Origin of the sequence: Apibacter sp. wkB309, from assembly GCF_002964915.1 — a bacterium.
Lineage (GTDB): Bacteria > Bacteroidota > Bacteroidia > Flavobacteriales > Weeksellaceae > Apibacter.
This window is the reverse complement of sequence record NZ_PSZL01000008.1, coordinates 1-25,607: the sequence shown is the minus strand read 5'-3', so window position 1 is coordinate 25,607 and position 25,607 is coordinate 1. Positions and strand designations below refer to the sequence as shown.

The 25,607-nt window shown below is 24.5% G+C and carries 24 protein-coding genes; 4 read left to right on the top strand and 20 right to left on the bottom strand.

All coding sequences use genetic code 11. The features are described from left to right. From C4S75_RS05635 to C4S75_RS05580, 10 genes are all read right to left on the bottom strand, one after another. Positions 1 to 1,423, bottom strand: a 1,423-nt coding sequence (locus tag C4S75_RS05635; RefSeq protein WP_146105575.1) for a hypothetical protein, incomplete at its 3' end; no start/stop codon positions are given. A 23-nt stretch (positions 1,424 to 1,446) separates the two neighbouring features. Continuing rightward, entirely contained in the window at positions 1,447 to 2,007 is a 561-nt protein-coding gene (locus tag C4S75_RS05630) for a conjugal transfer protein TraO (RefSeq protein WP_105297351.1), read from the bottom strand. Between the two features lie 29 nt (positions 2,008 to 2,036). Next, a complete protein-coding gene (locus tag C4S75_RS05625; protein ID WP_105297350.1) occupies positions 2,037 to 2,852 on the bottom strand; it encodes a DUF4138 domain-containing protein in 816 nt (271 codons plus the stop codon). Next, complete coding sequence (gene traM / locus C4S75_RS05620; protein WP_105297349.1) at positions 2,845 to 3,840, bottom strand: conjugative transposon protein TraM; 996 nt, start codon at positions 3,838 to 3,840, stop codon at positions 2,845 to 2,847. The genes C4S75_RS05625 and traM overlap by 8 nt, the downstream gene beginning before the upstream one ends. An 8-nt stretch (positions 3,841 to 3,848) precedes the next feature. Next, entirely contained in the window at positions 3,849 to 6,206 is a 2,358-nt protein-coding gene (locus C4S75_RS05615) for a VirB4 family type IV secretion system protein (RefSeq protein ID WP_105297348.1), read from the bottom strand. 270 nt (positions 6,207 to 6,476) lie between these two features. Further along, complete coding sequence (locus C4S75_RS05605) at positions 6,477 to 6,755, bottom strand: hypothetical protein (protein ID WP_146105574.1); 279 nt, start codon at positions 6,753 to 6,755, stop codon at positions 6,477 to 6,479. A gap of 53 nt (positions 6,756 to 6,808) precedes the next feature. After that, positions 6,809 to 7,480, bottom strand: coding sequence for a hypothetical protein (locus C4S75_RS05600; RefSeq protein ID WP_105297345.1), 672 nt, complete (start codon positions 7,478 to 7,480; stop codon positions 6,809 to 6,811). Between the two features lie 11 nt (positions 7,481 to 7,491). Next, positions 7,492 to 8,280: a type IV secretion system protein gene (locus tag C4S75_RS05595; protein WP_105297344.1), complete on the bottom strand. Its 789-nt coding sequence runs from the start codon at positions 8,278 to 8,280 to the stop codon at positions 7,492 to 7,494. Positions 8,281 to 8,289: 9 nt separating this feature from the next. Further along, positions 8,290 to 8,760: a hypothetical protein gene (locus tag C4S75_RS05590; protein WP_146105573.1), complete on the bottom strand. Its 471-nt coding sequence runs from the start codon at positions 8,758 to 8,760 to the stop codon at positions 8,290 to 8,292. 574 nt (positions 8,761 to 9,334) lie between these two features. Beyond that, entirely contained in the window at positions 9,335 to 10,723 is a 1,389-nt protein-coding gene (locus C4S75_RS05580; RefSeq protein ID WP_158254216.1) for a type IV secretory system conjugative DNA transfer family protein, read from the bottom strand. Positions 10,724 to 10,877: 154 nt separating this feature from the next. Here C4S75_RS05580 and C4S75_RS10065 point away from each other — a divergent pair, with 154 nt between their 5' ends. Then, entirely contained in the window at positions 10,878 to 11,024 is a 147-nt protein-coding gene (locus C4S75_RS10065) for a hypothetical protein (RefSeq protein WP_158254215.1), read from the top strand. Here C4S75_RS10065 and C4S75_RS05575 read toward each other — a convergent pair. Both C4S75_RS05575 and C4S75_RS05570 read right to left on the bottom strand, forming a co-directional pair. Next, positions 11,021 to 14,224 (bottom strand): DUF5712 family protein, encoded by a 3,204-nt coding sequence (locus C4S75_RS05575; RefSeq protein WP_105297340.1) that lies wholly within the window; start codon positions 14,222 to 14,224, stop codon positions 11,021 to 11,023. The genes C4S75_RS10065 and C4S75_RS05575 overlap by 4 nt on opposite strands. Positions 14,225 to 14,227: 3 nt before the next feature. Then, positions 14,228 to 14,806, bottom strand: coding sequence for a hypothetical protein (locus tag C4S75_RS05570; protein ID WP_105297339.1), 579 nt, complete (start codon positions 14,804 to 14,806; stop codon positions 14,228 to 14,230). A gap of 360 nt (positions 14,807 to 15,166) precedes the next feature. On the opposite strand from C4S75_RS05570, the gene C4S75_RS05565 reads away from it, so the two are divergent. From C4S75_RS05565 to C4S75_RS05555, 3 genes are all read left to right on the top strand, one after another. Continuing rightward, positions 15,167 to 15,451: a hypothetical protein gene (locus C4S75_RS05565; protein WP_105297338.1), complete on the top strand. Its 285-nt coding sequence runs from the start codon at positions 15,167 to 15,169 to the stop codon at positions 15,449 to 15,451. 173 nt (positions 15,452 to 15,624) lie between these two features. After that, positions 15,625 to 16,041: a helix-turn-helix transcriptional regulator gene (locus tag C4S75_RS05560; RefSeq protein WP_105297337.1), complete on the top strand. Its 417-nt coding sequence runs from the start codon at positions 15,625 to 15,627 to the stop codon at positions 16,039 to 16,041. Between the two features lie 243 nt (positions 16,042 to 16,284). Then, a complete protein-coding gene (locus C4S75_RS05555) occupies positions 16,285 to 16,680 on the top strand; it encodes a single-stranded DNA-binding protein (protein WP_105297336.1) in 396 nt (131 codons plus the stop codon). Between the two features lie 1,976 nt (positions 16,681 to 18,656). On the opposite strand, the gene C4S75_RS05550 is transcribed toward C4S75_RS05555, so the two are convergent. The 8 genes from C4S75_RS05550 to C4S75_RS05515 form a co-directional block, all read right to left on the bottom strand. Then, complete coding sequence (locus C4S75_RS05550) at positions 18,657 to 19,727, bottom strand: hypothetical protein (RefSeq protein WP_105297335.1); 1,071 nt, start codon at positions 19,725 to 19,727, stop codon at positions 18,657 to 18,659. A 9-nt stretch (positions 19,728 to 19,736) separates the two neighbouring features. Beyond that, positions 19,737 to 20,270 (bottom strand): hypothetical protein, encoded by a 534-nt coding sequence (locus tag C4S75_RS05545; protein ID WP_105297334.1) that lies wholly within the window; start codon positions 20,268 to 20,270, stop codon positions 19,737 to 19,739. A gap of 1 nt (position 20,271) precedes the next feature. Next, positions 20,272 to 21,018, bottom strand: coding sequence for a ParA family protein (locus C4S75_RS05540; RefSeq protein ID WP_105297333.1), 747 nt, complete (start codon positions 21,016 to 21,018; stop codon positions 20,272 to 20,274). 93 nt (positions 21,019 to 21,111) lie between these two features. Next, positions 21,112 to 21,411, bottom strand: coding sequence for a hypothetical protein (locus C4S75_RS05535; protein WP_146105572.1), 300 nt, complete (start codon positions 21,409 to 21,411; stop codon positions 21,112 to 21,114). 139 nt (positions 21,412 to 21,550) lie between these two features. Next, positions 21,551 to 21,973 carry a hypothetical protein gene (locus C4S75_RS05530; RefSeq protein WP_105297331.1) on the bottom strand — a complete coding sequence of 141 codons (423 nt, stop codon included), beginning with the start codon at positions 21,971 to 21,973 and terminating at the stop codon, positions 21,551 to 21,553. Between the two features lie 821 nt (positions 21,974 to 22,794). Next, positions 22,795 to 23,484 (bottom strand): M23 family metallopeptidase, encoded by a 690-nt coding sequence (locus C4S75_RS05525; RefSeq protein ID WP_105297330.1) that lies wholly within the window; start codon positions 23,482 to 23,484, stop codon positions 22,795 to 22,797. A gap of 55 nt (positions 23,485 to 23,539) precedes the next feature. Beyond that, a complete protein-coding gene (locus tag C4S75_RS05520; RefSeq protein ID WP_105297329.1) occupies positions 23,540 to 24,142 on the bottom strand; it encodes a hypothetical protein in 603 nt (200 codons plus the stop codon). Positions 24,143 to 24,169: 27 nt separating this feature from the next. Beyond that, on the bottom strand, positions 24,170 to 25,607 hold a 1,438-nt coding region (locus C4S75_RS05515; protein ID WP_221404058.1), incomplete at its 5' end, for a hypothetical protein.

The window sequence follows — 25,607 nt, the reverse complement described above, 5'->3', positions numbered from 1 at the left end:
GTATAACATTTAATATATGTTCTTCTTCTTCTCGCTCTATTGAAGTCGGAACATATAATAAATTCATATTTTTTAGCGGTGTTATACTTGTGTTTAGCTCTATTGTTTCTAATTTATTTAAAATTTTACCCTTTTGATTTTTATTTTCCAATCGAAAAGAAAGTTTATATTTATAATCTGATTTAGTTTCGAAGTTAAAATTAAACTCCCCGTTCGCTTGGTAATCCTTATTAGCAAAAGGATAAACAACATCATTAGGCTTTAACCTTTCGACATTCATTATAATGCCTGATTCAACCTTGAATTTAATTTTTTGGATAAACTCATTATTAAAATTATCAATAAGCGTAATAATTAAAATATGTTCTTCTTTTTCCTTAGGAAAAGAAGTAGGTATATATATAAAATTCATGCTATCTGATACGCTTATTTTCTTTTGTAATTCTATAGCTTCTTGATTATACAGTATTTTACCCTTTTGATCTTTGTTATCCAATTGAAAAAATAATTTATATTCAAGTTCTGATTTACTTTCAAAATTTAAATTAAATGCGCCATTATGTTGATATTCTGCCATAGAAGAAGGGTAAACAATCTCATTGGGCTCAATCCTATTAGCTTGAAATTTTACATCTTGTTGTACATTATATTTTAGTGTTCTTTCAATGATATTTCCAAATTTATCTACTACTTGAAAAGATAAAAAATGTTCCTCTTTATCTTTTCCAAAATTTTCAGGGATATATGTAAATTGCATTTCAGCTTTTGGATCAATTTTTTCATTAAATTTTATTTCTTTATCTCCATATATAAGTTTACCTTTTGAATCGTTATTTTTAGGCTTAATATATAGTTCAAAACCCATATTTTTATAATCGCCATCCGTATTGATTTTAAATAAAGTAGCTCCCCTATCTTGATATTTTTCTTTTGCAAAAGGTATTAATACTTCATTTGATTTTAAATGTTCAACGATCACGTCAAAAGAATGTACAGTTACATTAAATTTAATTGTTAACTTTTTATCATATTTATCATTACCATTAGAACAAGAAAATACTATTATTTTTTCTCCTAGATCTTTTGCAAGAAAACTTAAATTTATTTTCCCTTTTTTTACAATCAATTGTCCATTTAAAATTTTATTTTCATTAGAAATAAATGTATTGGGTAATACATTATAAGTAATTGTATAGTCTTGGCCATCCAATTCATGAAGATTATCAATTTCCAGAATGAAGGGTATTTTTTCTTCATAAAAACCATTAAAAAGGCCTTTAGTTACATTTATATTATCCTCAGAAATTTTAAAAGAATAATCAAAAGAAGTAATAACATTATCATCTTCGAAGGCTCTATCGTCGCAAGTACAAAAGGTAAAGGCGGCCATAAGCACATAAAGGAATTTTATTAGCTTTTTCATTTATTTTTGTAGGTTAATAATTATTAAAATATATTAAATTTAAATCCTGTTTTAAATGTTGGTTGGCGTGATCCTATATCAGAATTAAAAAAATAGTTGTAATTTATTTGAAGTGTTAGAAAGACTTCACTAGTCATATGGCCAAAATTAAATAAGTAGCTTTCAAATTCAACACCTGCATTAATCCCATAAAGAATTTTACTTTTTTGTGTTAATTCATATCCTGACGAAATATATTTTTTACCGCTGTTAACGTCTTCCCATCCTATGGTTAACCCTCCGCCATATCGAAATACATATTTATCTTCGTAATCTAAAGAAATCAGCTTTTGCGAATAATTTAATTGTCCTAAATATAATTTTACAGGTATCTTTTTTTCTAAAAATTTATATTCTTCTGGTTGAAACATTGCCCCTATTTTAAAAATACCGTCTGAATAGTTGTTATATTCTAAATGGATATCTAATAGATATCCGTTTTTTTCATATCCTCCCATAATTCCTAAATAATATTCCCCCTCTCTTTGAGCATAAAGCGAGGTATTAAGAAATAGCATAATTATTAAAGACCATTTTTTTCTCATTTATTTATTTTTTTATTCTATAATCTTTATTATTCTTCCCATTTTTTAGGATTATTAATATATTTAGCATTAATATCAATTGAATATTCTTTCGTTGAATATTTTTCTAATATTCCGATTTTTAAAATTCTATTTTTGGGTATTTTAAAAGCATTAAAAGCATAAGTAATATATTTCTTCTCTCTTGGTTTAACAGATATTTCCTTTTCTCCAGTATAATAAATAGGTGTAATTATTTCTTCGGGTGAAGTTGTTTTTTTGTAAGAGTCATACTCTGATATTTTAAAATTTATTCCTTCATTATAAAAGGTATATGCAGATAAATTTTCAATGGCCAACCTCAAATAAATTACATCGTCACAGCTAAGGACATTGACTAATTTTATTAGTAAATTATTTTCATTGCAAAATAATCTTTGTAATTCTTCTTTATTTTTTAAATTAATCTTATTTGCTTTATCAATAATTTTATTTAATATCAAATTATTTTTATTATTCTGCATTTCCGTTAATTCTTTTTTTTCTATAAAAAAAAATGGATTAGCTATTGTTTTTTGATATTTTACAGCGATCAAGAAATACTCATTTTTATCGTTTATAATATTGATATATTCATAATTATTAAATTCCTTTTCCGCTGCTAGTGTAATTATGCTCTTTCCTTTATTTAATAAAGGATCTTGTAAAAGAGCCAAATTATTACTCATATCTAATTTTATAATCTCGCCGTTTAATATTATTTGTGAGTTAATACTGGTATTTACCAAAATAGTATCCTTTATTACTTTTTGGCCTATACAATAAGCATTAGATAAAATAGTTAGAAAAATAATTAATTTATTCATTTTCAATTTTCATTAGTATATTATCGCTTGAAATTATAGCCTTAATTGTTTTCTTTTTTGAGAGTATTTTTATACCCTTATTTACGAGAGAATTTCCAGTATTTATATCGTTAATCATTTCATTTTCAAACTCGTTATTTATTTGATCTTTTAAGCCGCCAATAATTTCTAAAGCGTCTTGACCCTGTGAGTCTAATATCCTTATATTTACAGGTATTATTTTTCCGTCCTTATGAATAGATTTAACGCTTAATGTTAATGCATTATCAAAATTAGCGTAAGCAACTAAAATAGTTCCTTTAGGTATTTGAACTTCCTTAATAATAAAAGGTTCTATGACTCGTATATATACTCTATTGTTTGATTTAGTGATATATTTATTTCTTGTTCCTGAGATTATCCCTTTATATACATTATCTATTTTAGGTGTTTTATCCATGCTTTTAGAATATTTGGGGTTTATCCAAATATTTTTTTTATCAACTGCATCCTTCTGATTACTTGAATAATATTTTATTTCCTTATGTTCTTTAGGATCTTGGTAATATTCTGTATATTGAAATTTATTATCATTAGCCTTCGATTTAATCGAATTTGTTTGAATATTAGAATTATCGTTAACTTTATTAACGGTTGTAGTTTGTGTATTTATTTGAGCCTTTAAATTTTTTAAATCTTCTTGAAATTCTTCATCCTCTTTTGATTTTAAATTGTCAACACTGTCTACTTTTGCGTTACCAAATAAACCAAACAAATTTTTGTTATCTTTTTTTTTATTAATAGCGTCTAACTTAGTATTATATAAATTTTTTTCCGAATTAGGATTTTCCATATTTTCAACAACTCTTTTATCAGTAGAACGGGACATGAAAGCATAAATACCAATGCAAAAAATGACAAGAAGTATCGACAAAGTAAAAATAATATAAGATACCTTTTTTTTATCCTTTAATATTTCGGAAATTTCTAACTTAATTTTTTTTATCATAAAATGTATTAATCATTATCAATCATATAATCAATAGCTTTTTCCATCGAGTTTAACTCGTAATATTTATCCATAAGCTTTTTATTAACCGCTCCGTCTGTTTGATAGGCCCACCATGTTTTTTTATCAACTGATAATCTATATACTTGATGATGAGCACCTCTTTTTATAAATACTTCTGAATATGGTTTTATTGCTGAAAAATCACTTTTTAAAGAACATAACTGATAGAAGGCATGATCTGAAAGGTTAAACCGTTTCTTTATTGCTTCGTAATCTTTAGAGTAAATAACATATAGAACATCAGTATTTTCAATAATTGAGTCACTAGATTCATTTTTTGGTAACTGATTAATAGATTGTAGGATAATGCCTATCGCGCTTTCTTTTTTACGTGCAGTTTGGAAAATATATTCAACGCGTCTTAACATACCATCCCAATGTAACTGTTCTGCTACTTCATCTAATATAAGAACTCCTCTTTTACTTGTGTCTGTCCAAATAAGATCGTTAATGCTTACGCTTATTAATTGCAGCATTATCATTAATAATAATTGATTATTTCTTATTTTTTCAAGTTCAAAGATGACAATATCTTTTTTATAGAATTCTTCATATATACTTTTTGATGTATCATCATATAAAAAAGAATATATACCGTTAGGGCCAAACTCATTTATCAATAAAAGATATTCATCATAATCAAAGTAATTATGTAGAATTTGATTTTTTTTTATAATTTCTTCTTTATTTTCATTACAAAATATAATAAAATCGGTAAAAGTATTTTTCCTATTTTTTAAATAATAATATTCTACAATTTTTCTTAAAGTTGCCCTTTCTTGATGAGTAGCCAAATTATCTCTCCTATAATGTACAATTATAAACTCTGTAAGATCTTCTATTTTTAAAGCGGTTAACTCTCCTTTTTTTTCAAATGGATCTATGCCGAGTTTTTGACCTTCTTCATATGCAATGTATGCCGATTTTTGAGGATTCAACAATGCTAGCTTCTGATAACTTCCGCCTAAATCAACGATGACTATTTTACTATTTGTGGAGTAATAAGATAATATATGCAATGCATTAAATGATTTGCCATACCCTGTAGGACCTATTATAAAAAAATTTTTTGCCCTCATGTATTTTTTATTATCATCCCAACAATCAACTTTTACAGGAATATTACTTATACGGGAGTTGTAATAAATACCTTCTTTATCATCATTATATTTACCAGTTAAAACATAATATGTTAAAAAATTTTGAAGAGTAGTTAGATAATAATGATTTTCTACAAATAAAGTACTATATAAGGGATGCGAGTAAAAGTATATTGCTAATAAATTATCTCCGTATACTCTTTTAGGAACTAAATTTAAATCCTTTATTTTTCCAATGGTTTCGGAAATCCGTTTTTCGAGAACTTCCAAACTAGGCGCAAAAATAATTATATTATTATGGCCTTTTAAAAATCTTGTGTTCTCGTTATCCTTTATAAGTTCTTTAAAATCTTCCTCTAAAAGATCTGCCATCTTTTTGAACTGTGGGCTTATTTTTCTACTTCTAAAAAAATTTTTCTGATTATTTTCTACCATGCCAATAACCTTTGCATTATTCTCAAATGCACATATTTGATTATATATATGGTTAAAATTTAACTCTAAACCTAAAAAGTCTCCGTTATTTTTGTAGAAAATACTATTATCGGTAGATAAATTTATATCTTTAACACAAGTATAATTTTTTTCAGGAAATTTATCTTCTTTTGGAAAGGTAAGTATTGAACAATATTGATTACCGATTTTTAAATATTCCCATTCTTTTTTTATATCTACTGATATGTCATTCATACCAGACATATAAAAATTAAGATGTTCTATAATGTTGTCTTTACTAAGTTCGGAAACTTCTAACGTTTTTTTTCCACTAAGTGTAATTGTTTTGATGCGATGCGTTACGGTATTAACAATTTTCAAAAATTCATCATTAGCATTGTCAAACTCCTCAAATTTATTTTTACTCGGTATTTTAAAGGGATTAATTATATCTTTTCTATTTATTTTTGAATTTCGATTTATAAAAAATAGATAGGTTTTTTGATCCATATATTTATAACCTTGCCAATACTTCTTATAAGATCTTTGAATATAATTAGTATTAGGCAAACTTGAATTATCGTATTCTTTTTCTAAAAAGAAATCTTGCTTACATAAAAGTACACTATCAGGAAGATCTCTTAATGTAATATTTAATTCTTTATTTATAGTATCATAATCATCCTCACCTAAAGAAAATTTTTCAAAAAGTGTTAATGAATATCCTACAATAAAAGATCCATCTATACCTATAATATAATTATCCATTAGCTATTTTTAGTTAAATCATTAATTTCATCAGGAAAAACATTTTTTTTTAAAATATTCATATTTTTAAACCGAAAAAATATAACAAAGAAAAAAGCTAGAAGAATGAAAGAAATAAAATGATATAGAGTTGTCCCCGTTATAAATATGGTAAGAGAGATAAATATACTCATTAGCATATTTATAAAATTAATGAAAGAATACCCAAATATATTTGGTTCTTTTCTAATGTTTCTATAGTTTTTTATTTCTTTCATTCTATTTATTTTTTTAGGCAGTTTGGTTTTTCACATAGGCATAAATAGCGTATGCAGCCACAGAAGCTAAGGCAAAGAATAATATATTCCTTATAGTCAACCATACGTCTTCATGTTGTTGATATCCTTGTATTTGCTTAAATACAAAAAATAAAAATATAATGGCTATAACTATTCCCATGATTGATTCTACACTTGATAAAAGATTTTTACCAGGAGTAGCTAAGTCAACCGTTTGTCCAAACATAATAAAAGTATATAGGCTTACTGATATCGTTAAAATTTTTTTCATTTGCTTAAATTTTTAATTAATATTCAATATTTATTTCTTTTTTATTACAATTATTATTGTGGAACTTGATTATTTACAACCTCATTCGATTGTTCAAGTTGCTCAATTTCTTTTTTTTCTTTCAATTCTTGTATTTCCTCAGAAAATTGGGTTATTAAAAGCCCATAGGGATTATAGGGATAATTTCTATCTACGTTTATCATTTCCATTTTTATCGTAGCTAAATATGGCCTGATAACATTATTATTAATTCTTTTTATTAAAATCTGACATGACAATTGATAAGGTTCTTTCTCATTAACCTGTAAAGTATTTTCTATTAATTCGGATTCTTGCATTAATCCATTAATTGATAAAAATTCATCGAAATAACCTGATCTAATTCGAGCTTTAATAATTTTAGTAGGTTGAGATCCTACCAACCATAAAACATCCTCTTGTTTCCGCTTCATATTATATGCGTTCAGGTTATAATATTTATCCGTAAAGTATTTAATATTAGATTTTAATTCTATTTTCCTATCTCTTTTCTCTTCAAGTTTTGATAACGGTAGTAGTTCCCCTTTTTCTGAAATAACATATACATTTTTTGTTGATGTTTTATAAATGTATATTGTACTTATAAATGAGCATATAACGGCTACCATCGCTATTATTGAAACAAGATAAACAACCTTATTGTTTCTCTTTAAATCATGATATATATTTATCCCTTTGTTATTCATAAATATCTATTTTATCTAAAGAAACTATAAACATAATCGGTTACACTTTTAAACAAAGCCATTTTTACGCCAGCAGTTAAAACCACTGCTACGATAGAAGCAAAAGGGATAGTTGTTAGACCGATAGTATTTTGATCTTCTTTAAAAGAACTAATTACAGCTTCGGGTATTAAATTGCAAAATTTAATGATACCTATATATCCTATACCTAAAATAAATACGCCGATATAGCTTTTTATCCATCCAAAAAAAATATGGTCTAATTTAGGATAGGTTGAAAAGGCTATACATAGCGGAAATAATAGTTTTAAAAATACTAAGATAAAATATCTTTGTATTAAATAACTAGCAGTAGTCATTAAGTCAGCTAATTTTGCGAAAAATGCTATTAATAAACTTATCGCATAATAGAATAAGATACATAAATGTTCAAAAAATGTAGAAATATACTCATACCAGAAATCACACTCATCCCACATTTCACTTATATGTTGATATAATTGATCTGTTAAGTTATTATATATATTTGACTCTGTAGAATAAAGACTTATATCTATACCCGCAAACATTTCTTCAATCGCATCCATTATCCAATTAGAAGATAATATTAAACAAGCTCCCCCAAAAAGCATAACATAAGATTCCTTTCTAAAAGAATTTTCGGTATCTATGTTTGTTCTAAATACACTTCCTATAAATTGAAAAGCTAAAAGCGCAAATGCTACGAGTTGGCCACCCATGAAAGTATATCCAAAAATGCTCTCATCTACTAAATTTTGGAGATTTTCAATAAATTTCATAGTTGACTACTAATAAGTGTATTTTTTTATTTTATTATAATTAACAAATGCTTTATCCCTGACATCTTTTATTACATTCATTCTTTCATAATCTGACATTTTAAAAAAACCTTTTGTTAATATTTTATTTAGTAATACTATGCTTTGTTGAATTTTTGCTAAAGATGTAGATATATTTTGTAGTTGGCTTCTTCCTATTTTTTTTTGGGATAAATCCCCTGCTATTTTTAAGGCGTCTTTTTGTAATTTATAAACTCCTTTAATATCATCTATCGTCTGAATATAATTATTAATATCCGTTAGCTGATTTTGTGCCTTTTCTAAAAGGTTAATGGTTTGATCTAACTTTTCTAAACCTTCTACACCTTGTTGGATAGTTTTCATCATATTTGTTGCCGCTGTTGCATCTGTTACAGGTAATTGGGCATACACATATATATTAAAAAAAGCCATGAAGTAAAATATAAATATACTTTTCATTTTATTTTATTTTATCTGACAAAGATAAAAAAATATCTAATATATTCGAGATTTTTTTTATCTTTGTTTAATGAAAAAGTTATTTAATATATTCCTGCCTACATTTTTTTTTAAAAAGGGTATATATCCTTTATCTCAATCTTTTTTATTAGCTTTGAATAATCAAGACCTAAAGAATTATTTACACTATATAAATGAACAGATTACGAGACTTACGAAAAAAAACTTTCGCAAGAAAAATCACAAGTGAACGTCTAAAAAAAGAGAGGGAATTTAATGACTTTTTAAAAAGGAAAAATGATAAATGGTATATAGAAAAAAAATATATGAGTTATAAGCTTTTTAAATACCTATTATTTTTGAGAAAAGAAGGAGCAGATATAAACCGTTTTTTTGATAGTTTTCTATGAGATATACAATATTTATAATACCAATTTTTATGATCATTACTTTACTAGATTTTTTTGCAGATATTCCAAAAAACATAAAGTATGTTATTTATATCGGGTCTTTTATTATTGGTTTTGTCATAACGGGATATTATTTTTTAACTAAAAAAGATAATGAAAAATAATTATTTTTCATTACCATAAAATCCGTACTTTCTATCTTTAGAAAAATCACGCATATTTTTTAATATTTTATCGTAATTATTGGACAATATTTTATAATCATCTTCATTTAATTTTGGGTTATAGGGTATTAATTCTATATTACTATTATTTTTTAATTTTATCCGTTCTTGCGTTCCTTCAGTTATAAACATAAATTCCCCTCTTTCAAATTGTCCGAACTCATATCCTTGTATTTTGGGTTTTTCCCGAAAACTTGACGTTATACTTAATCTTCCGTTACCTTTTGTATGAGATTTTTCTTTTACTTTTATTTTTTCCATGTAACCTTCATAAAATTTCATTGTATTAGGTTCATTGGCCTTTCCAAAAAATTGCGTACTTAAATTAGATAATATTCTATCGAAACCTACCTGAGAGTAAGCATACCTACCCTGTGAAATATCTTGGGTACAGTAAACAGTTGATACCCCAAAAGTCCGCATAGTTGCAACAATACTCGCCATATTTTCTAACTCAATTGTTGATGCCTCATCTATCATTAAAAAGCTTTTATTTCTTCCTTTAACTTGCATACGCTTTGTTACTATATTAAATATTGTTATTAAAGCAGGTGTATACATTAACTCATCAGTAGGGTTATTTAAAATTATAAGTATCTTTTCGCTTTTATTTATATCTAAGTCTATCTCACTTTCAGATAAAGACCAAAAGAATTTAGGATTACTAAGCTTTGTTAATGCATTAAATAAAGTAGAAGATACATTTGAAATAGTTTCGGGATTTCTAAAAGCTAAAATGGCATCCTTTGCCTGAATATAAGACCGATGATTTTCTTTTAAAAATTTGTCTAAACCGTAAAAAATTTGTGTAGAAGGTTTTCCGTTTTCAAAAACTTCATTACTAAAATCAGTTCCGAGTAAGAAAGCTATTACATTCGGCAACGTTGAATATTGTGGAAAATCAAAAATAAACCTCATTGCAACGGCGGTTAATAAACTTGTTGCAGTATTGGCAAAATAAGCGTTAGGACCTTGAAAAGCCTTTTTGCCCAGTAATGATTGCATTAGCGTTAAAATTATTTCTTTAACTGCTGTTTCATCAGTATAAAGCTTAGGATCTAAAACATTTATCTTTTTAGTGTGAATATCATCAAATGAAAAAATATCAATTATATCGGCTTTATCTTTATATAAAGGCAAATAGATCTCAGTAAATTCTCCATTTTTGTAATCATAAACAACACCTGACATACAACGATCTCTAAATTCTTTTGCTATAGGATATAAAACACTTGTCGTCTTACCGAAACCCGACGCCGAAAAAATAGAGATTCCAGAAGAAAAATTTTTTATAGTTATTTCATTATTATTTTCTAATTTCAACTTCATGTCATTTTTATAATTAAACTTTTTTGTTGAATCTTTTTTAGTGAAATGAGCTATAAAAAAAAGAATTATAAACGTCAAAGACTCATATAATATAAGTTTATATATAGGTATTGATATATATATTGATATATAAAATCTTAAAACATATTCAACAATGACAAGTAATAAAAATAATAACCAAAGCAATTTTGATATTAAAGAATTTTTTATTGTTGCTGCTGTTGTCGATAATAAAAATATTAACATAAATAATGAGCAATATATAACTACTGGTAATGTAATTACTGTTTCCATTTTTTAATATCCTAGTCCTATTATCTTTTTAACTGTATAAGCCGCTTCCAAAAGTAATTGAATTTTATTAGTAGGAATTCTTGTCGGAACAGGTATACCCGATAAAATTATTTTTTTTACATCTTTTATAGGATTAATTGTATTAATACTTTCATAGACCCCTGATTGGTTTAATAATTCCTTTTTCAATTCATTACCTACTTTCGTTAATAGCATGTCTTTAAAATTCGGTTTATATTTGTTAATGTGGTATAAATAAGATTGGTAAATAGGTCTATCATATTGAAATTTATTATCAAAAATTTCTTCGCAATTTTGCCTAAATTCATTCCGATTAAAATCATCTTTATTATTAGTTATAGGAGACATGGAAACCTTATCTTTCGGGTTAATTGATGTCTTATCATGGCGAGATACCACAATATGAATGTGCGTATTATCTCCGTCTTTTACTACACCTGGTTTTATAACTTCATTATTTACATTTCTATGTAAAAGACCTTCCAATTTCTTTTTATCAACGTCATTTGTACAATTATCAATTTCCCTTAATATATCTTCATTTAGTAAAACTTCTCTATCTGTTTCTTTAAAAACTCGTTCTTGCTCAATTTTGGCATAGTAAAGTAAATCTTCTCCCGTTATTTTCCTTTTTTCTGTATTATAACCGCAATTATTCCATATCTCATTTTTAATATTTTCTTTAACATCTCCATACTCTTTTTTAACCTCATTTTCAATGGCCTTCTCTTTTTTAAATAGATATTCCCCCTGTTTTACATTATATCCAATTTTTTCATCATATGGAAAAGTCATTACTATAGGATTTGTCAATCCTTTAATTTCTTCCGAATAAGTTATATATATTTCATTTTTTTTATTGGTTGTAAGCTCACAATTTTTATCATCTAGTGGAATAAGTAAATTATACGCTTTGTCTCTTTCCTCTGCATTATCTATCAATTTTTTTAAATTGTTTTCTTTCATTTCTAAAATCTTATGTTTAAAATCAATGTATTTATTGCCTACATAAAATTGAAGATCTTTTGACTCCTTCTTTACTTTTATAAGTGATTTATCATTGCCTTTTTTTAAAATCTTTATAGGTATTTTTACCTTTTTTATCCTTTCGCCTACGATTATATTTTTTTCTTGTTCTAAAAATTTTTTAAAATCTTCTTCAATTTTTTTAATACTATCCGTATTATTTTTGCTAATTAAATCAAACTCTTTTTTAAAATATGACTTATAATATTCTAATTGCGCTTGTTCTTTCAAATAATTAAAATGTCTATTCGTTAAATTTACTGCCTGTGTTTGTGGTACTTTAACACATATATTATTATCTATTGGTATAGAGATAAAATAGTCTTCAATTTCTTTATCTTTTCGTATTCGTGTTTTTTGGCCTTCGTAAGAACTATCGTAATCAGTATATAAATTCTTTCGATCTACGGCATTCTGTAAAGTATCTCTATTTATCCCAATCTTATCATCTGTTATGTCGGCCAATTTCTTTGGTGTCCAAAAATTATAATAATTATCATTATAAAATACTTTAACTAGCATAGCTTTTTCACTCTCTTTCTTGATCTCTATACATGAATTATCAAAGTACGTTTTTGTTAAAAAATCCGTTATTTTAAAATATTCATTCATTGGATTTTTTAAATTAAATTCTTTGTCATAAGCTCGATTTATTTTAACCTCTAAAACATTATAAAAATTCTTTTGCTCATCTTTAGTTAATTCTATCTTTTCATCTTTCTCTATCCTGTATAATATATCTTCTTGAAAAATATATTTATTTTGTTTTAAAAATTCATTTAAACAATCTTCTTTTATTTCGGGTTTTAACTTCTTAGCTTCGCTTAGTGACTGTCTGTAAATTTCCTCTTCAAATAATTTACTATTCATCCTAAAATGTAAAGGATCTATTAATTGACCTTTTTCAATTGAAACATAAAGATTTTTTTTTCCTAAATTCGATTGCAATTCAACATCATTAATTTTAAATTTATCAACTACGGTAGTATATTTAGATGTTTCTTTTTCCTCTAAAATAGAGTAATTATATTTTTCAAGCTCAAATCTATCATTTAAAAAATTCTCTCTATCTATCTCTTTTAGTATATTTTGATTATAATATTTCCCATCAATATTTAAGATGTTATTTTTTAAAAAAGAATGACTTGCAGGTATAAAAATTCTAACATATTCATTATTTGTATCTTCATTTCTTATATAATATACATCGGAATCATTTATTTTAAAAAATTCATTAATCTCTATATAGTCATTATTATTTGAAAAAGTTTCAATTGTAAAATTTTTGCTTCTCATCCAATCTTTATATTTATCATCTATTAAAGCATTAAATTTTAATCTTTCTCTATCGCTAGGCAATTGATCTTGGTGTACATATATTTCCCTATCCATCAATCTAGCATATTCATTCATAATATCTTTTGTATATAATTGAAGTTGTATTTTTTTTAATTCGTTAACTTGTTCTAAATAAAAACAATTTAATTCAGTATTATCAGTATCAATATATTTAGATATCCCCCTATTTTCTAACTCTTTTTCAGCTAATTTATCAAGATGTCGCAACTCTGCTGCTGATAAACTGATACAAAAAGTATAATAATTTGATAATTTTAATGATTGTGTCCCTCGATTATTATCGATTGCGTTTATTGCTTCACTTTTCAAAATAATATTATCATGTAGATTATTGGGATCGTATGAATGATTGTAAAAGTGATTTTCATTTTTTAAATATTCTTTTTGTATATTATTTGTAAAGGATTGATAAGCGTCTTTTTTCAAATCATTTTTTAATTTTTTAGGCATATCTTTAAACTCCTCATCGAAGATCTTATCTATTTTATCTTTTAATAAATTACGACTAACAGTATATTCTCCCTGATTACTTACAGAAAATTCATCTTTATTAAAATTAACGTTTATTTCAAACTCTCCGAACCCATCCCGTTTAATGTTAATCATACTATTATAATTTAGTATATCATCAGATATATTATAATTATCTAAAATAGGTATTTGTACATCAACATCGTTTTTATATGTTCTATTTTTAAAATAAATATCTTTTAATAATGAATTTTCTTTTTCTAAATAATCGAAAAAGGTAGAACTACTAACGCTTTTATTAGGTAAATGAGCAGTAAAATTTATATACATATATTAATTTAAATCATCAATTATTTTTAATATATCTTTTTTAAAATTTACAATATTATATTCTGAGATATATAATTTTTCTTTTAGAAAAATTCCTTTCCTATCCTCACTTATCATATTATCAATAGACTCAATTTTAGCTTTAATTCTTTTTTTGAATAATAATAATTCTTCATCTTTTTTTAAAATTAATTCTTTTAAATCTTCAATTTCTTTTTCAAAATTATTAGAATTAGAAATAGAAATTTCCTCAGATTCTGAAATATTTTTCTTAGATTCTAAAATGATTTTGTTATCTATATTAGATAGTAATTGAAAAATATCAGGAAAATACTTGCTATCTAGTTTTCCTATCCAATTTGACATTTGCTTATTTCGTTTTTCTACTAAATCATAAAATTTATTAATGCATTCTATAATGGGATTATTTGAAACATTTTTAGGATTAATACCTGTAGATAAAAAATACTTAACCATATAAGAAAAGTAATCAATTAAGAATTTTTCTGAATCGCGTTTTAATAATTTAACTAAAATTTCCTTATCACTTAACAATATAGTTACAGATGTAGTTTTTTTCATAAATGTATAATTAATTAAAAAATCAATTGAATTTTAATAAGTTATAATGCTCAATATTAATGATTTAATATTAAACAAATATATAAAATAATTATATAAATAATTATATATTTAAAGTTATAATATTAGTACATTGATTTCCAGCTACTTAAAGCAACGGAACAGTATGTTCCGTTGCTTCCTCTTGTTAAAAAAAAACTCGTGTCGCGGCGCTACGCTTTTCTCCACGAGTTTTTTTCTTTCTCTCCGAGTTTTTTTTTTCATAAAAAAATAAAAATATCTAAATATTTAATTATTTTTTGATATTAAAAATTTTAAATATTATATTTGATTTTAATAATGATTTAAAATTTTTCACCTATGAATAATACAGAAAATACAAACAAAAATGACGAAAAAAAAAATAAAAATTCAGTTAATTTAAATGAATCTTATATAAAAAAAATCAGTTTAAATTTATACAATTTTTCAGAAAAATTAAACGATATACTTACAAATTTTAATGATAATTCTAGTAAAATTAAATTAGAAGAATTAAAAAAAGATATAGATATTTTTGACAAAAAAATGTTAAAAGATACTAATATTAAGTTCACTAAAAAAGATAAAGATAGTGCATTAGAATTATTAAAAATTATGATGTAAAAAAACACTCTTTAAAAAGAGTGCTTTTTTACATTGTCTATGCATAAATTTTTTTTACTCTTTCAATCCATATCTTAATATCATTAAGTATATTTGTATACTAAATACTTTAATTTTATCTAATTAATAAATATTTAAAAAAATATTTATTATCTTTAATTTTATACATATTCATGAGTGAAAAAAATTTAAGCGAATTAGCGCAACGTTTTTTATCCGTAATTAAAGAAAAAAAAATAACACCTTATGAATTAGGTAAAAAAGGTATTAATTCTCAAATATTTTATAATATTAAAGCTGGCAAAAGCGATCCTTCATTGAAAACAATTAACGCTTTATTAAATGTATTTCCAGATATAAACCCTGAATGGATAAATTACGGGCGCGGCACTATGTACCAAAATACATATCTTACTATCGATAATAAGGAATTAAATATTTCTAACATTGATACTATTATTTCTTTTCTTATTGAAAATGAAAAAGAAATTTTAAAATCAAATATTTCTTTTAAAAATTATATAAGATCTAAAGAAAATAATGCTATTATAAATTATTTACAATCTTCCATAGACAATTTAAAAAATTAATATTTTTTCTAAAAGGATTTTAGATAGGCATAAGCCTATCTAAAGAATTTGTTTAAAGGTTTTCTTAGCTTTCTAAACAAAGAAAAGTAAAAAATATTAACATAATTTTAACACTTATTTATATTTATGTGTATTTTTACAATTATAATATAATTATATTTTTATAAAAAATAGCAAATATTTCTTTGATAATAAATAAATATTTCGTATCTTTGATTTATAAATAAAAAATACTTATTAATTATGAAAAATTTTGTTAACATTACTGGTAGAATAGGAAATCAATTAGAGTTAAAGACTATTAATAATAATATAGTTCTTAATTTTTCTTTAGCTGTTAATAAAAAGAAAAAGGAAATGAAAGATGGACAAGAAACCTATATAGATGATACCGATTGGTTTAGCATTAGCGCTTTCAATAATATAGCTGAATTAATAACAAAACATTTCAAAAGAGGTGATCAAATCGAAATTACTGGAGAACTTCACCAAAAGAAATTTAAAAAAGATGGAGAGCAAAGAAGTGTAGTAGAAGTTTTAGCTAAAAATTTAGAATTTACAGGCTGTTTACAGAAAAAAAACAAAGATAATCTTCAAGATGAATCTTTACAAGAAAATACAGACGCTCTTCCAAAGTAAATTCGTTCGGAACAAAAGAAGAAAAGGTATTTTATACCTTTTCTTTAGTTTTAATTTATAAAATTTTATAAATATTTTTCTTATCTTAAAGGGGTCAATTTAACATAACATTTGTTATGTGATTTGATAAAATATTATTTATCAGTATTTTACTACTTTGTAAATGTATTTTGCAAGCAAAATTTTACTTTTAAAGGTATTTTTTACTATTTTTCGGACAACTTGTCATTTTTCAATAAGCTTTTTTAGTTCAATATTTATTTCCTTTATTTTATTTATGCGATGATCGACTACTTTTTCCATCATATCCATCGAATTAAATATGAGCTCCATTTTTCTTTTGTTTCTAGATCTTCTTTCAATAAGCTTTCTTGTGTAATTACTAATTTCTTTGTTTTCATAATAGATAAATATATTTTATTTATAAATCAAAGATATAAAATATTTATTTATTATCAAATAAATATTTGTTATTTTTTATAAAAATATAATTATAATATAATTATATATACCCGCTTGAATAATTAAGTACAGCTCAGAACTTAGAAAATAAATTAACTGATAAATTCTTAATAAATAAGTAAATATATTATAAATATGATAATAAACCCGGCTCATTTTTTATTCAAAAGATAATATCCCTGGCACATTTCTTTATTTAGGCGAAAATTGGGCCGGCACATTTCTTTATTTAGGTGAAGATTGGGCCGGCACATTTCTTTATTTAGGTGAAGATTGGGCCGGCACATTTCTTTATTTAGGTGAAGATTGGGCCGGCACATTTCTTTATTTAGGTGAAGATTGGGCCGGCACATTTCTTTATTTAGGTGAAAATTGGGCCGACACATTTCTTTATTTAGGTGAAAATTGGGCCGACACATTTCTTTATTTATCTACTTTTGTAAACTTATATATAGATGTAATTTTTATTTTATATAAAATAAAAATTTGTTTTATATATAAAATTTTATATATTTGTAATGTCTATTGTGGAAGGACAAAGAGGCAACCTGAGGAGGACCTTGAGAAGCGCCGCATAGATAACGAAGAAAGGGCCTGGATTTATTCCAGGTTTTTTTTTATAAAAAAATTTACCTTTCTTTGTTTAGAAAGCTAAAAAAACCTTTAAACAAATTCTTTAGATAGGCTTATGCCTATCTAAAATCCTTTTAGAAAAAATAATTTAAAAAAATTAAATATAATTTATACATAATACTTTAATAATTTAATTTTACAAATAATCCCTTTATTTATAAAGCTTTGGTTTGTTTTTTTGATAGTAGAATTGTGAGAAAAAAGAGAGTAGAATTGTGAAAACTGAGTTAGTAGAATTGTGAAAACTGAGTTAGTAGAATTGTGAAAAAATAGATCTAAGAAATTGATTTTGTTAGTAGAATTGTGAAAAAATAGATCTAAGAAATTGATTTTGTTAGTAGAATTGTGCAATGTGAGTGGAATTATGCTATATATATATTATAGATATATATAATGTGAGTGGAATTATGCTATATTTTCTAATATTTAAATTTATATAGCTAAAAAATATCAAATATTTATTTGAGTATAGATTTTTAACTTATATTTGTACTTATAGATCTTTTATAGTTAGTAAATAATTTTTTAAAACCTTTGATATTCTTATATCAAAGGTTCTTTTTAACAAAATACTATTCAAGTATTTAAAAATTAATTTCATTTTAAATTTTACTATATATAGATAAAATAAATTTAACAAATATTTGTTTGATTGGTGTTAATTAATTATATTTGTACTATATCATTCTAATGAATAGTTAGTTTTAAAGTTTTTAAATATTCAAACCTTAAAAGTTTTAACTTTTAAGGTTTTTTTGTCTAATTAAGAGTATATTAATAAGCGGTTTTAACCTGTACATCTTATAAATAACGGGTTTGAGTGAATTTTTATATAATAAGATTTGTGAGTGAATTTGTGCAAATAATGTAAATTCTTATTATTAATATAATCTAGGATATAATTTTGGATATTTTTTTCCAGTTGTAGTATTTAAATAAGCTTCTTCGACATATTTTTGTAAATGATTTAAAAACACTTGGCCAACATAAGAAGTCATTTTAATTTTATTTTTTCTACAGTTGATCACCATCATATCATATCCTATATATACCAATTGTAAATCATTTTTTCGATCGTTATAGAAAATGTTTTTTAATGGTAATATATCAGTATCATTTAACCGATGTCTTTTCTTTATATATGAAAGTTTATAAATTTTTAAAATTTTATCGTTGGTAGAGTCATCTAATTCTATTTCTTGTAACTTGGTATTATAAATAATAATTTCTATTTTAGAATTTCCTTTATAGCTGTAATTAAATGATGTTATAGATATTTTATCTAATTTGTTTTTTATCGGTTTTAAAAAATGGTTACAAATATCCCTATTGCTTTTGTAATTTAATTTAAATCGCTCGTTAAGACTGTCTATATAACATGCCGTATAAGTTTTTACAGTCATAAGCCATAGATAAAATTGTACTTGTTTAGTTGACGATAACTTAAATACAATATTATATAAACTTTTATTATAATTTAAATCTAAATCTAATAATTGTTGTAGCCAATAACTTGAAATTAAAAAAGTGGCCTTACCTTTTCCAAAACTAGGACTTACAATAAAGCCTCCTAAAGTTTTTATTTCCTCACCTTTAGAATTTGTAGCAGTTTTCCAACCATACAAATGTTTGGTTAAATATTCTAATGATTTTCTTATCTCATAAGTGTTTCTACTATTATAATTTATATCTTTATATTGCAAAGAAAATTCAGCATATGTATTATGTACGGTTAAAAAATCTTCTTCAAACTGGATCTTTATTTGTGGACTTCTATCTGCCATAAATTGTTTATTACGCAATTTATTAATCATATAAAAAATTATCCTGATAGCATGTATAGGCATATCCTCTTTATCAGTTATTTTATTTACGGTTTTTGGTACACTTATAAAATCTGACAAGTTTTTAGCAACCGTTATGGTCTTTATTATGATATCTTTATTGTTCATTTTTATAAATTAAATAATTTTTAAATTATTTAAATTCGACTTTAAAAAGTCAACCATTTCGTAAAAGAAAAAAGCATTACTATATCTGGAAATGCCCAACTTAGCCAATTCATTTTTATAATAAGTATTCATTAATTTTTTATATCCTTCTAAAACTTCTGTAGTTGTGATTATTGAATAATTAATAGGAGTGTTTAAATAGACGTTGGGGGGTAAATTACGGCCTTTAGTATTCTTATTTGAGTAAAAGGCTATATCATTATCATTAAGATCTAAAATACTTTTATATTTATCTAAATAATTTTCAGACATATTATGTACAAGTAAACTTAACATATAAGTACTTGTTTGCTTTGAAAAATCCAACTTATAAATAAAAAACGCTTTTGTTATTTCTTTTTGAAATTCATCTTTTAAGGTTTTATCTATTCTTAACAAAAGTATTTTCCTTTCTTTTTCGTTTTTTTGCTCTTGTTTTAAATCTTCAATATCAATATCAATATTTAAATTAATATCTTCAAATCCCTTTTTTTGTTTTCCCATTTTATTTTAATCTTTTTAATGCTTCAATACTGAAATTAGCATAATCGGTAGCGCCTGACGAATTTTTATTATATGAAAATATCGTCTGTTTATATAATTCTGCTTTCTGAATTTCTGAATTTTTTTTAATATAATTTTTAAAAACCTTACCGTTAGTTAAACTATCTACTTCATCGTAAAAAAATTTAAATAACTTCTCTTTTTCGAACACATAAGTAAATAATAAACCTAAAATTTCTATATTAGGATTATCTTTAGATTTAATTCTTCGTACTTCGTCTAACAAAGTTTGCACACCATTGATAGCATCTTCATTAGCTTGTATAGGAATAATTATAAAATCCGATGCTATTAAAGCGACTTCGCTAGATGTCAATAATTCTTCATGTAATACCTTAGGGGGGCAATCTATAATCACATAATCAAAATGTTTGTCTAAAGGCCTTAAAGCTTCTTTTAAAGAGTTTTTTTTAAAATTAAATAGATCGATTTTTTTGTTTCCCTTCAAAGTATATAATTCAACATTTATATCTTTTTTCATGCGAACGTTATCATATTCTTTTTCTAAGAGATTAAGAATATCATAATTTAGCCCATTTGCCCCGACTCTGGCAGACAAATTGCATTGGCCATCTAGATCAATTAATAAAACTTTCTTTTGTTGTGAAGCTAAAAAAGCTCCAAAATGTATTGTAGTAGTTGTTTTACCAACTCCCCCCTTATTATTAATAATACTAATTATTTTCATTTAAAATTATATTATAATTGTATTGTTGTTCAAATATACAAATTTATAATTATATAATAATTATAAATTTGTATATTTATTTTATATTTTACTTTAATGACCTTGTTTATATATAATGATTAGTAACATTATTATGCCAGCTAACATATATACTATCAAAAATTCCTTTATTATTTTCAAATATGCTTCTTTACATACTTCTTTATTTTCGTTAATAAATTCTTCGTCCTCTTCTTTAGTAGTCCTCTTTTTTTTAAAAAAATAGATAAGCGTATTATACATTAAATCAACGATTAAATTAAGAAAAAACCAAACTACAGCTACTAACTTATATTCAAGATCAGGTCTAAAAGGAGGAAGAAACGGAACAGTTTGTTCCGTTTTAATGTTCAAAGCATATATATAAAAAATAATTATATGACATACCTTAAATATTTTAATCATTATATTTATAAGATTTAATTTTACACTATTATTAATGCTATCCAAATATACAAATTTATAATTATATAATAATTATAAATTTGTATATTTATTGAAAAATATTTTGAGTTAAACTTTCAGCCTTAATACCTTCTTTAGTTATATTACCTTCACTATCACAAAGAAAGAAATCACTATTATGATCAGGCCTATTAGTTGCATATGTTATTTTTATTTCTGGTTTAATTGACTTAATAAAATGAACTAATTGCAAATATTCATTAGAATTATTATTAAAGCTTACAGATCCTAAAATATTGAGCCCATCAACAAATTTGATATTTTCGTCTGTTTGAACTAATAAAGATAAAGGTTTAGTAAAAATAGTAGTTTGTACGTTAAGCTCTTTTTTTATTTCACGTATTTTATTAAATAAATTTTCACTTATATTTTTTTCAATTGATAATATAAAAATTACAGTTATTTTATTTTTTAAATGATCAAATTTAACTTTTATTATTGTTCTTTTCATAATAATTATTTTTTTTTTTCTATATTAAATTTACGAAAAAACATCAAGTTTATCTAATAAATAATGTTAAAATAATGTTAAAATAATAATGTAATTTAATGATTTTTAGATTGTTATATTTTGTTTTTTTCATATGTTTTAGATTTTAATGATAAAAATTATATATCGGTAATATAGATTTGAGAGGGGTGTTTTTCTTTTTTATCCCCCTTTCTTAGACATCTAAATTTTACCTTTTAGAATTTATATTTGTTTTTTTTATATCGTATAAAATGAGTTTTCGAGGGTATGTTTTCTTAGCTTTTTTAATTAAGATTACAGAATCAATAAAACTGGAGGAGACGGAGGAAACGGAAGCTTGAAATTAATTTAGGAGTGTTTTTTTTTATCTTACAATTTTTTAAGAATCAAAATTTTTTGATTTTAAGATCAAAAAAATTGAAGATGATTAAAAAAAAATTGTGATAAAAAAAGAAACCTAAATTAATTTTTTTATTAATTCTGTAATTTTAAACCTTTGCAAAGAAAACATACGAGAACTCATTTTATACAATAAAAAACAAATATTAAATTCTGGCAAAGGTAAAATCCTAAATTTAGATGTCTAAGAAAGGGGAATAAATCAAATAAGTCATAAAAGCATGCAAATGCTTTTATTCCTTATTAATGTGTTAGGGATTGAAGTGTAAATCCCGCAAAATTTACTTATACTATTTATTAAGATATTTTAGCTTTTATAGATAAAATATCTTACTATAAATAGATAAGGAAATTGAGGAATTGAAACGGAAAGCCCGACCGAAGGTAACACCCAAATAATTTTATTTGAAAAGTAAAAAATGTTCAGGATTTTTCCTTTCACCTTTAAAACGAACTTCATAATGTAAGTGTGGACCTGTGGCCCTACCTGTATTACCTACATATCCAATGATTTGTCCCCTTTCCACAAATTGACCTTTATTTACATTAAATTTTGACAAATGACAATAGGCCGTAATATACCCATTTTGATGATTAATTTTTATATAATTACCATTAATATTATCATAAGTTTTGACCTCAATAAACCCGCTCAAAACAGCATAAACAGGCGTTCCTATAGGTGCTGGAATGTCTATACCTGTGTGATGTTTAATTGTATGCAAAATAGGATGCTTTCTACTTCCATATTTAGAACTAATTTTTGACCAATCTTGCGGCCGAATCGGATTTAAAAAAAATTCTTTTTTTTCATTAAAAACAGGATCCTTACTTTTTCTATTTTCAGGATCTATACTTGTCTTATTTTCATTAAAAACAGGATCCTTACTTTTCCTATTTTCAGGACCTATAACTGTCTCATTTTCAATAAAAACCAGATCTTTATACGCTTTATTTTCCTTATTATTTATAGACGTATTATTACTTTCCTTACTATCCTCTTTATAAATGTATTTTTTGTTAATCCATGACTTTTGAGAAAAAGAATAAGAATAAGAAATTATAAAAAAAATTATGACCGATTTTTTCATAATAAAAATAAAAATAAGGTAGCTTTTAGCTACCTTATTTTATATAGTATTAAATTTAAATATTTTTAAACTTCCAATTAATTTTTTTATTATCATTTATTATCATTTCAAATTCAAGGTAAAATTTTTGATATCCTGGGGTATTACTTTCTAATATTTTAAACTTATCAAGTAACATAATATTTTCATCCCCCTTTTCATCTTTATATATTACTTTTATTTTTTTACGGATTAAATCAATTTCTATTTTTTGATTTTCTGGATCTATCCAGTTTTTTATATATCCATTTTTCAAATATGAAATGGCTAAAAATGGAATATCTCCCCTGTCTTTATTAAACACAAATTCAAAATATATTAAATTATTATCAGGCGTAAAATAAGTAGAAAATTGATCCATAAATATATTTGATTTAGGACCGTTCACCGAAAAAATATTTTCATCTGTCGGACTTAGCGATGATAGTATTTGAAAATCATTTTTAAATACATCATCAAACAAATATTTAAGATCTAAATACGATGAAAATGTATTATCTGTAATATCCTTATCTTTATAAATTTCTTGCAAATCATCGTCATCATTATCATTACTACACGAAGACGTATTTAAAACAATAAATAAAATAAGCGCAAATTTTAAAAAATAATTTTTCATTTTTTCAATTTTTATTTTTATGTATAGTTAATATAAAGTAATATAATTTCCTAAATTATTTCCGTTGATTGTGTACGCGTCCCAGTTTCTATCGAAATTGCCATCCGTTGAGAATGTAACATTACCATATTTTACATTTAATATACCTTTTGTATCTATTATTTGCGTCATTAATTCGCTTCCTTCTGGAAATATAATAGTAAGATTTTTATTTCTCCGTGTTCGACTTTGAAAATAAGTTTTGGAATTTTCATAATTAATACTATTATTAATTCTTTGGTTAGATACAGGCAGGGAGCTTCTAACTATTGTACCTACTCTAATTAGATCTTTATTTACTGAGGATTTCCCGAAGGTGTAGGCTGCTGCTATATTTACTTCTCTTTCAATGGTAACTTTAAAACTAGATGTATAAAAATATTTTCTATAACGTTCACCGCTATTGTTCTTATATGAAGCCTCTTTGTTTTCGTATGTTAGGTTCTCAATAAGTGGGATTTGATATACTGGGTAAGTAATTTCTTTTTTATAACTGATATTTGGCAATTCAACGAATGTTAAAGCTACATTTAAAGTATTAGTATTATTAAATGTATATAGTTGCGTTTCTGCTAAATTACTGTTTGAATAATTAAAGATAGTATTACCTTCGGATAGGTTTAACTTAACTCGAGGAAGATTATAATTTACCATTTGGTAAAATATTTTACCAGTTAGTTTATTATCTGAGTTTATTTCAAAATTTGTGTGGATATCAGATTTTGAAAAATAGGTTATTTGAGTATCTCCAATACCTTTATATTTTTCAGCGCCATTACTGATTGTCCCATTAAGAGTTTTTAACTGATATATAGGGATAATTTTATCCATGGATAACCTTTCTATTTTAAATTCAATTCCTAAATTAACCGTAAATGTTAATTTTTTAATAAGTTCTTTTCCTTGACTATCTCTTAGTATAATATTTAATGTGTGTATATCTCCATCACGTACAAAAGAGGTAGGTATATAAGTTAATTTCATGTTTTTTGAAGGAACTATATTTGTGTTTAATCCAATAGTTTGTAAATTATTTAAAATCTTTCCCTTTTGATTTGAATCATCCAACTTAAAAAATAATTTATATTCAATTTCCGATTTAGTTTCAAAGTTAAAATTAAACTCCCCGTTCGTCTGATATGCTTTTTTAGCAAAAGGATAAACTACGTCATTAGGTTTTAACCTTTCGACATTCATTATGATGCCCAATTTTACCTTAAAAGTCAGTTTTTTTACAAACTCATTACCTAGATCATCGGAAAGTATAACATTTAATATATGTTCTTCTTCTTCTCGCTCTATTGAAGTCGGAACATATAATAAATTCATATTTTTTAGCGGTGTTATACTTGTGTTTAGCTCTATTGTTTCTAATTTATTTAAAATTTTACCCTTTTGATTTTTATTTTCCAATCGAAAAGAAAGT

What these genes read in the sequence shown, in the direction of transcription:
- C4S75_RS05630 (WP_105297351.1), bottom strand. Translation starts at nt 2,007, where the DNA reads ATGAGAAAAAAATGGTCTTTAATAATTATGCTATTTCTTAATACCTCG.
- C4S75_RS05625 (WP_105297350.1), bottom strand. Translation starts at nt 2,852, where the DNA reads ATGAATAAATTAATTATTTTTCTAACTATTTTATCTAATGCTTATTGT.
- traM (WP_105297349.1), bottom strand. Translation starts at nt 3,840, where the DNA reads ATGATAAAAAAAATTAAGTTAGAAATTTCCGAAATATTAAAGGATAAA.
- C4S75_RS05615 (WP_105297348.1), bottom strand. Translation starts at nt 6,206, where the DNA reads ATGGATAATTATATTATAGGTATAGATGGATCTTTTATTGTAGGATAT.
- C4S75_RS05605 (WP_146105574.1), bottom strand. Translation starts at nt 6,755, where the DNA reads ATGAAAAAAATTTTAACGATATCAGTAAGCCTATATACTTTTATTATG.
- C4S75_RS05600 (WP_105297345.1), bottom strand. Translation starts at nt 7,480, where the DNA reads ATGAATAACAAAGGGATAAATATATATCATGATTTAAAGAGAAACAAT.
- C4S75_RS05595 (WP_105297344.1), bottom strand. Translation starts at nt 8,280, where the DNA reads ATGAAATTTATTGAAAATCTCCAAAATTTAGTAGATGAGAGCATTTTT.
- C4S75_RS05590 (WP_146105573.1), bottom strand. Translation starts at nt 8,760, where the DNA reads ATGAAAAGTATATTTATATTTTACTTCATGGCTTTTTTTAATATATAT.
- C4S75_RS05580 (WP_158254216.1), bottom strand. Translation starts at nt 10,723, where the DNA reads ATGAAGTTGAAATTAGAAAATAATAATGAAATAACTATAAAAAATTTT.
- C4S75_RS10065 (WP_158254215.1), top strand. Translation starts at nt 10,878, where the DNA reads ATGACAAGTAATAAAAATAATAACCAAAGCAATTTTGATATTAAAGAA.
- C4S75_RS05575 (WP_105297340.1), bottom strand. Translation starts at nt 14,224, where the DNA reads ATGTATATAAATTTTACTGCTCATTTACCTAATAAAAGCGTTAGTAGT.
- C4S75_RS05570 (WP_105297339.1), bottom strand. Translation starts at nt 14,806, where the DNA reads ATGAAAAAAACTACATCTGTAACTATATTGTTAAGTGATAAGGAAATT.
- C4S75_RS05565 (WP_105297338.1), top strand. Translation starts at nt 15,167, where the DNA reads ATGAATAATACAGAAAATACAAACAAAAATGACGAAAAAAAAAATAAA.
- C4S75_RS05560 (WP_105297337.1), top strand. Translation starts at nt 15,625, where the DNA reads ATGAGTGAAAAAAATTTAAGCGAATTAGCGCAACGTTTTTTATCCGTA.
- C4S75_RS05555 (WP_105297336.1), top strand. Translation starts at nt 16,285, where the DNA reads ATGAAAAATTTTGTTAACATTACTGGTAGAATAGGAAATCAATTAGAG.
- C4S75_RS05550 (WP_105297335.1), bottom strand. Translation starts at nt 19,727, where the DNA reads ATGAACAATAAAGATATCATAATAAAGACCATAACGGTTGCTAAAAAC.
- C4S75_RS05545 (WP_105297334.1), bottom strand. Translation starts at nt 20,270, where the DNA reads ATGGGAAAACAAAAAAAGGGATTTGAAGATATTAATTTAAATATTGAT.
- C4S75_RS05540 (WP_105297333.1), bottom strand. Translation starts at nt 21,018, where the DNA reads ATGAAAATAATTAGTATTATTAATAATAAGGGGGGAGTTGGTAAAACA.
- C4S75_RS05530 (WP_105297331.1), bottom strand. Translation starts at nt 21,973, where the DNA reads ATGAAAAGAACAATAATAAAAGTTAAATTTGATCATTTAAAAAATAAA.
- C4S75_RS05525 (WP_105297330.1), bottom strand. Translation starts at nt 23,484, where the DNA reads ATGAAAAAATCGGTCATAATTTTTTTTATAATTTCTTATTCTTATTCT.
- C4S75_RS05520 (WP_105297329.1), bottom strand. Translation starts at nt 24,142, where the DNA reads ATGAAAAATTATTTTTTAAAATTTGCGCTTATTTTATTTATTGTTTTA.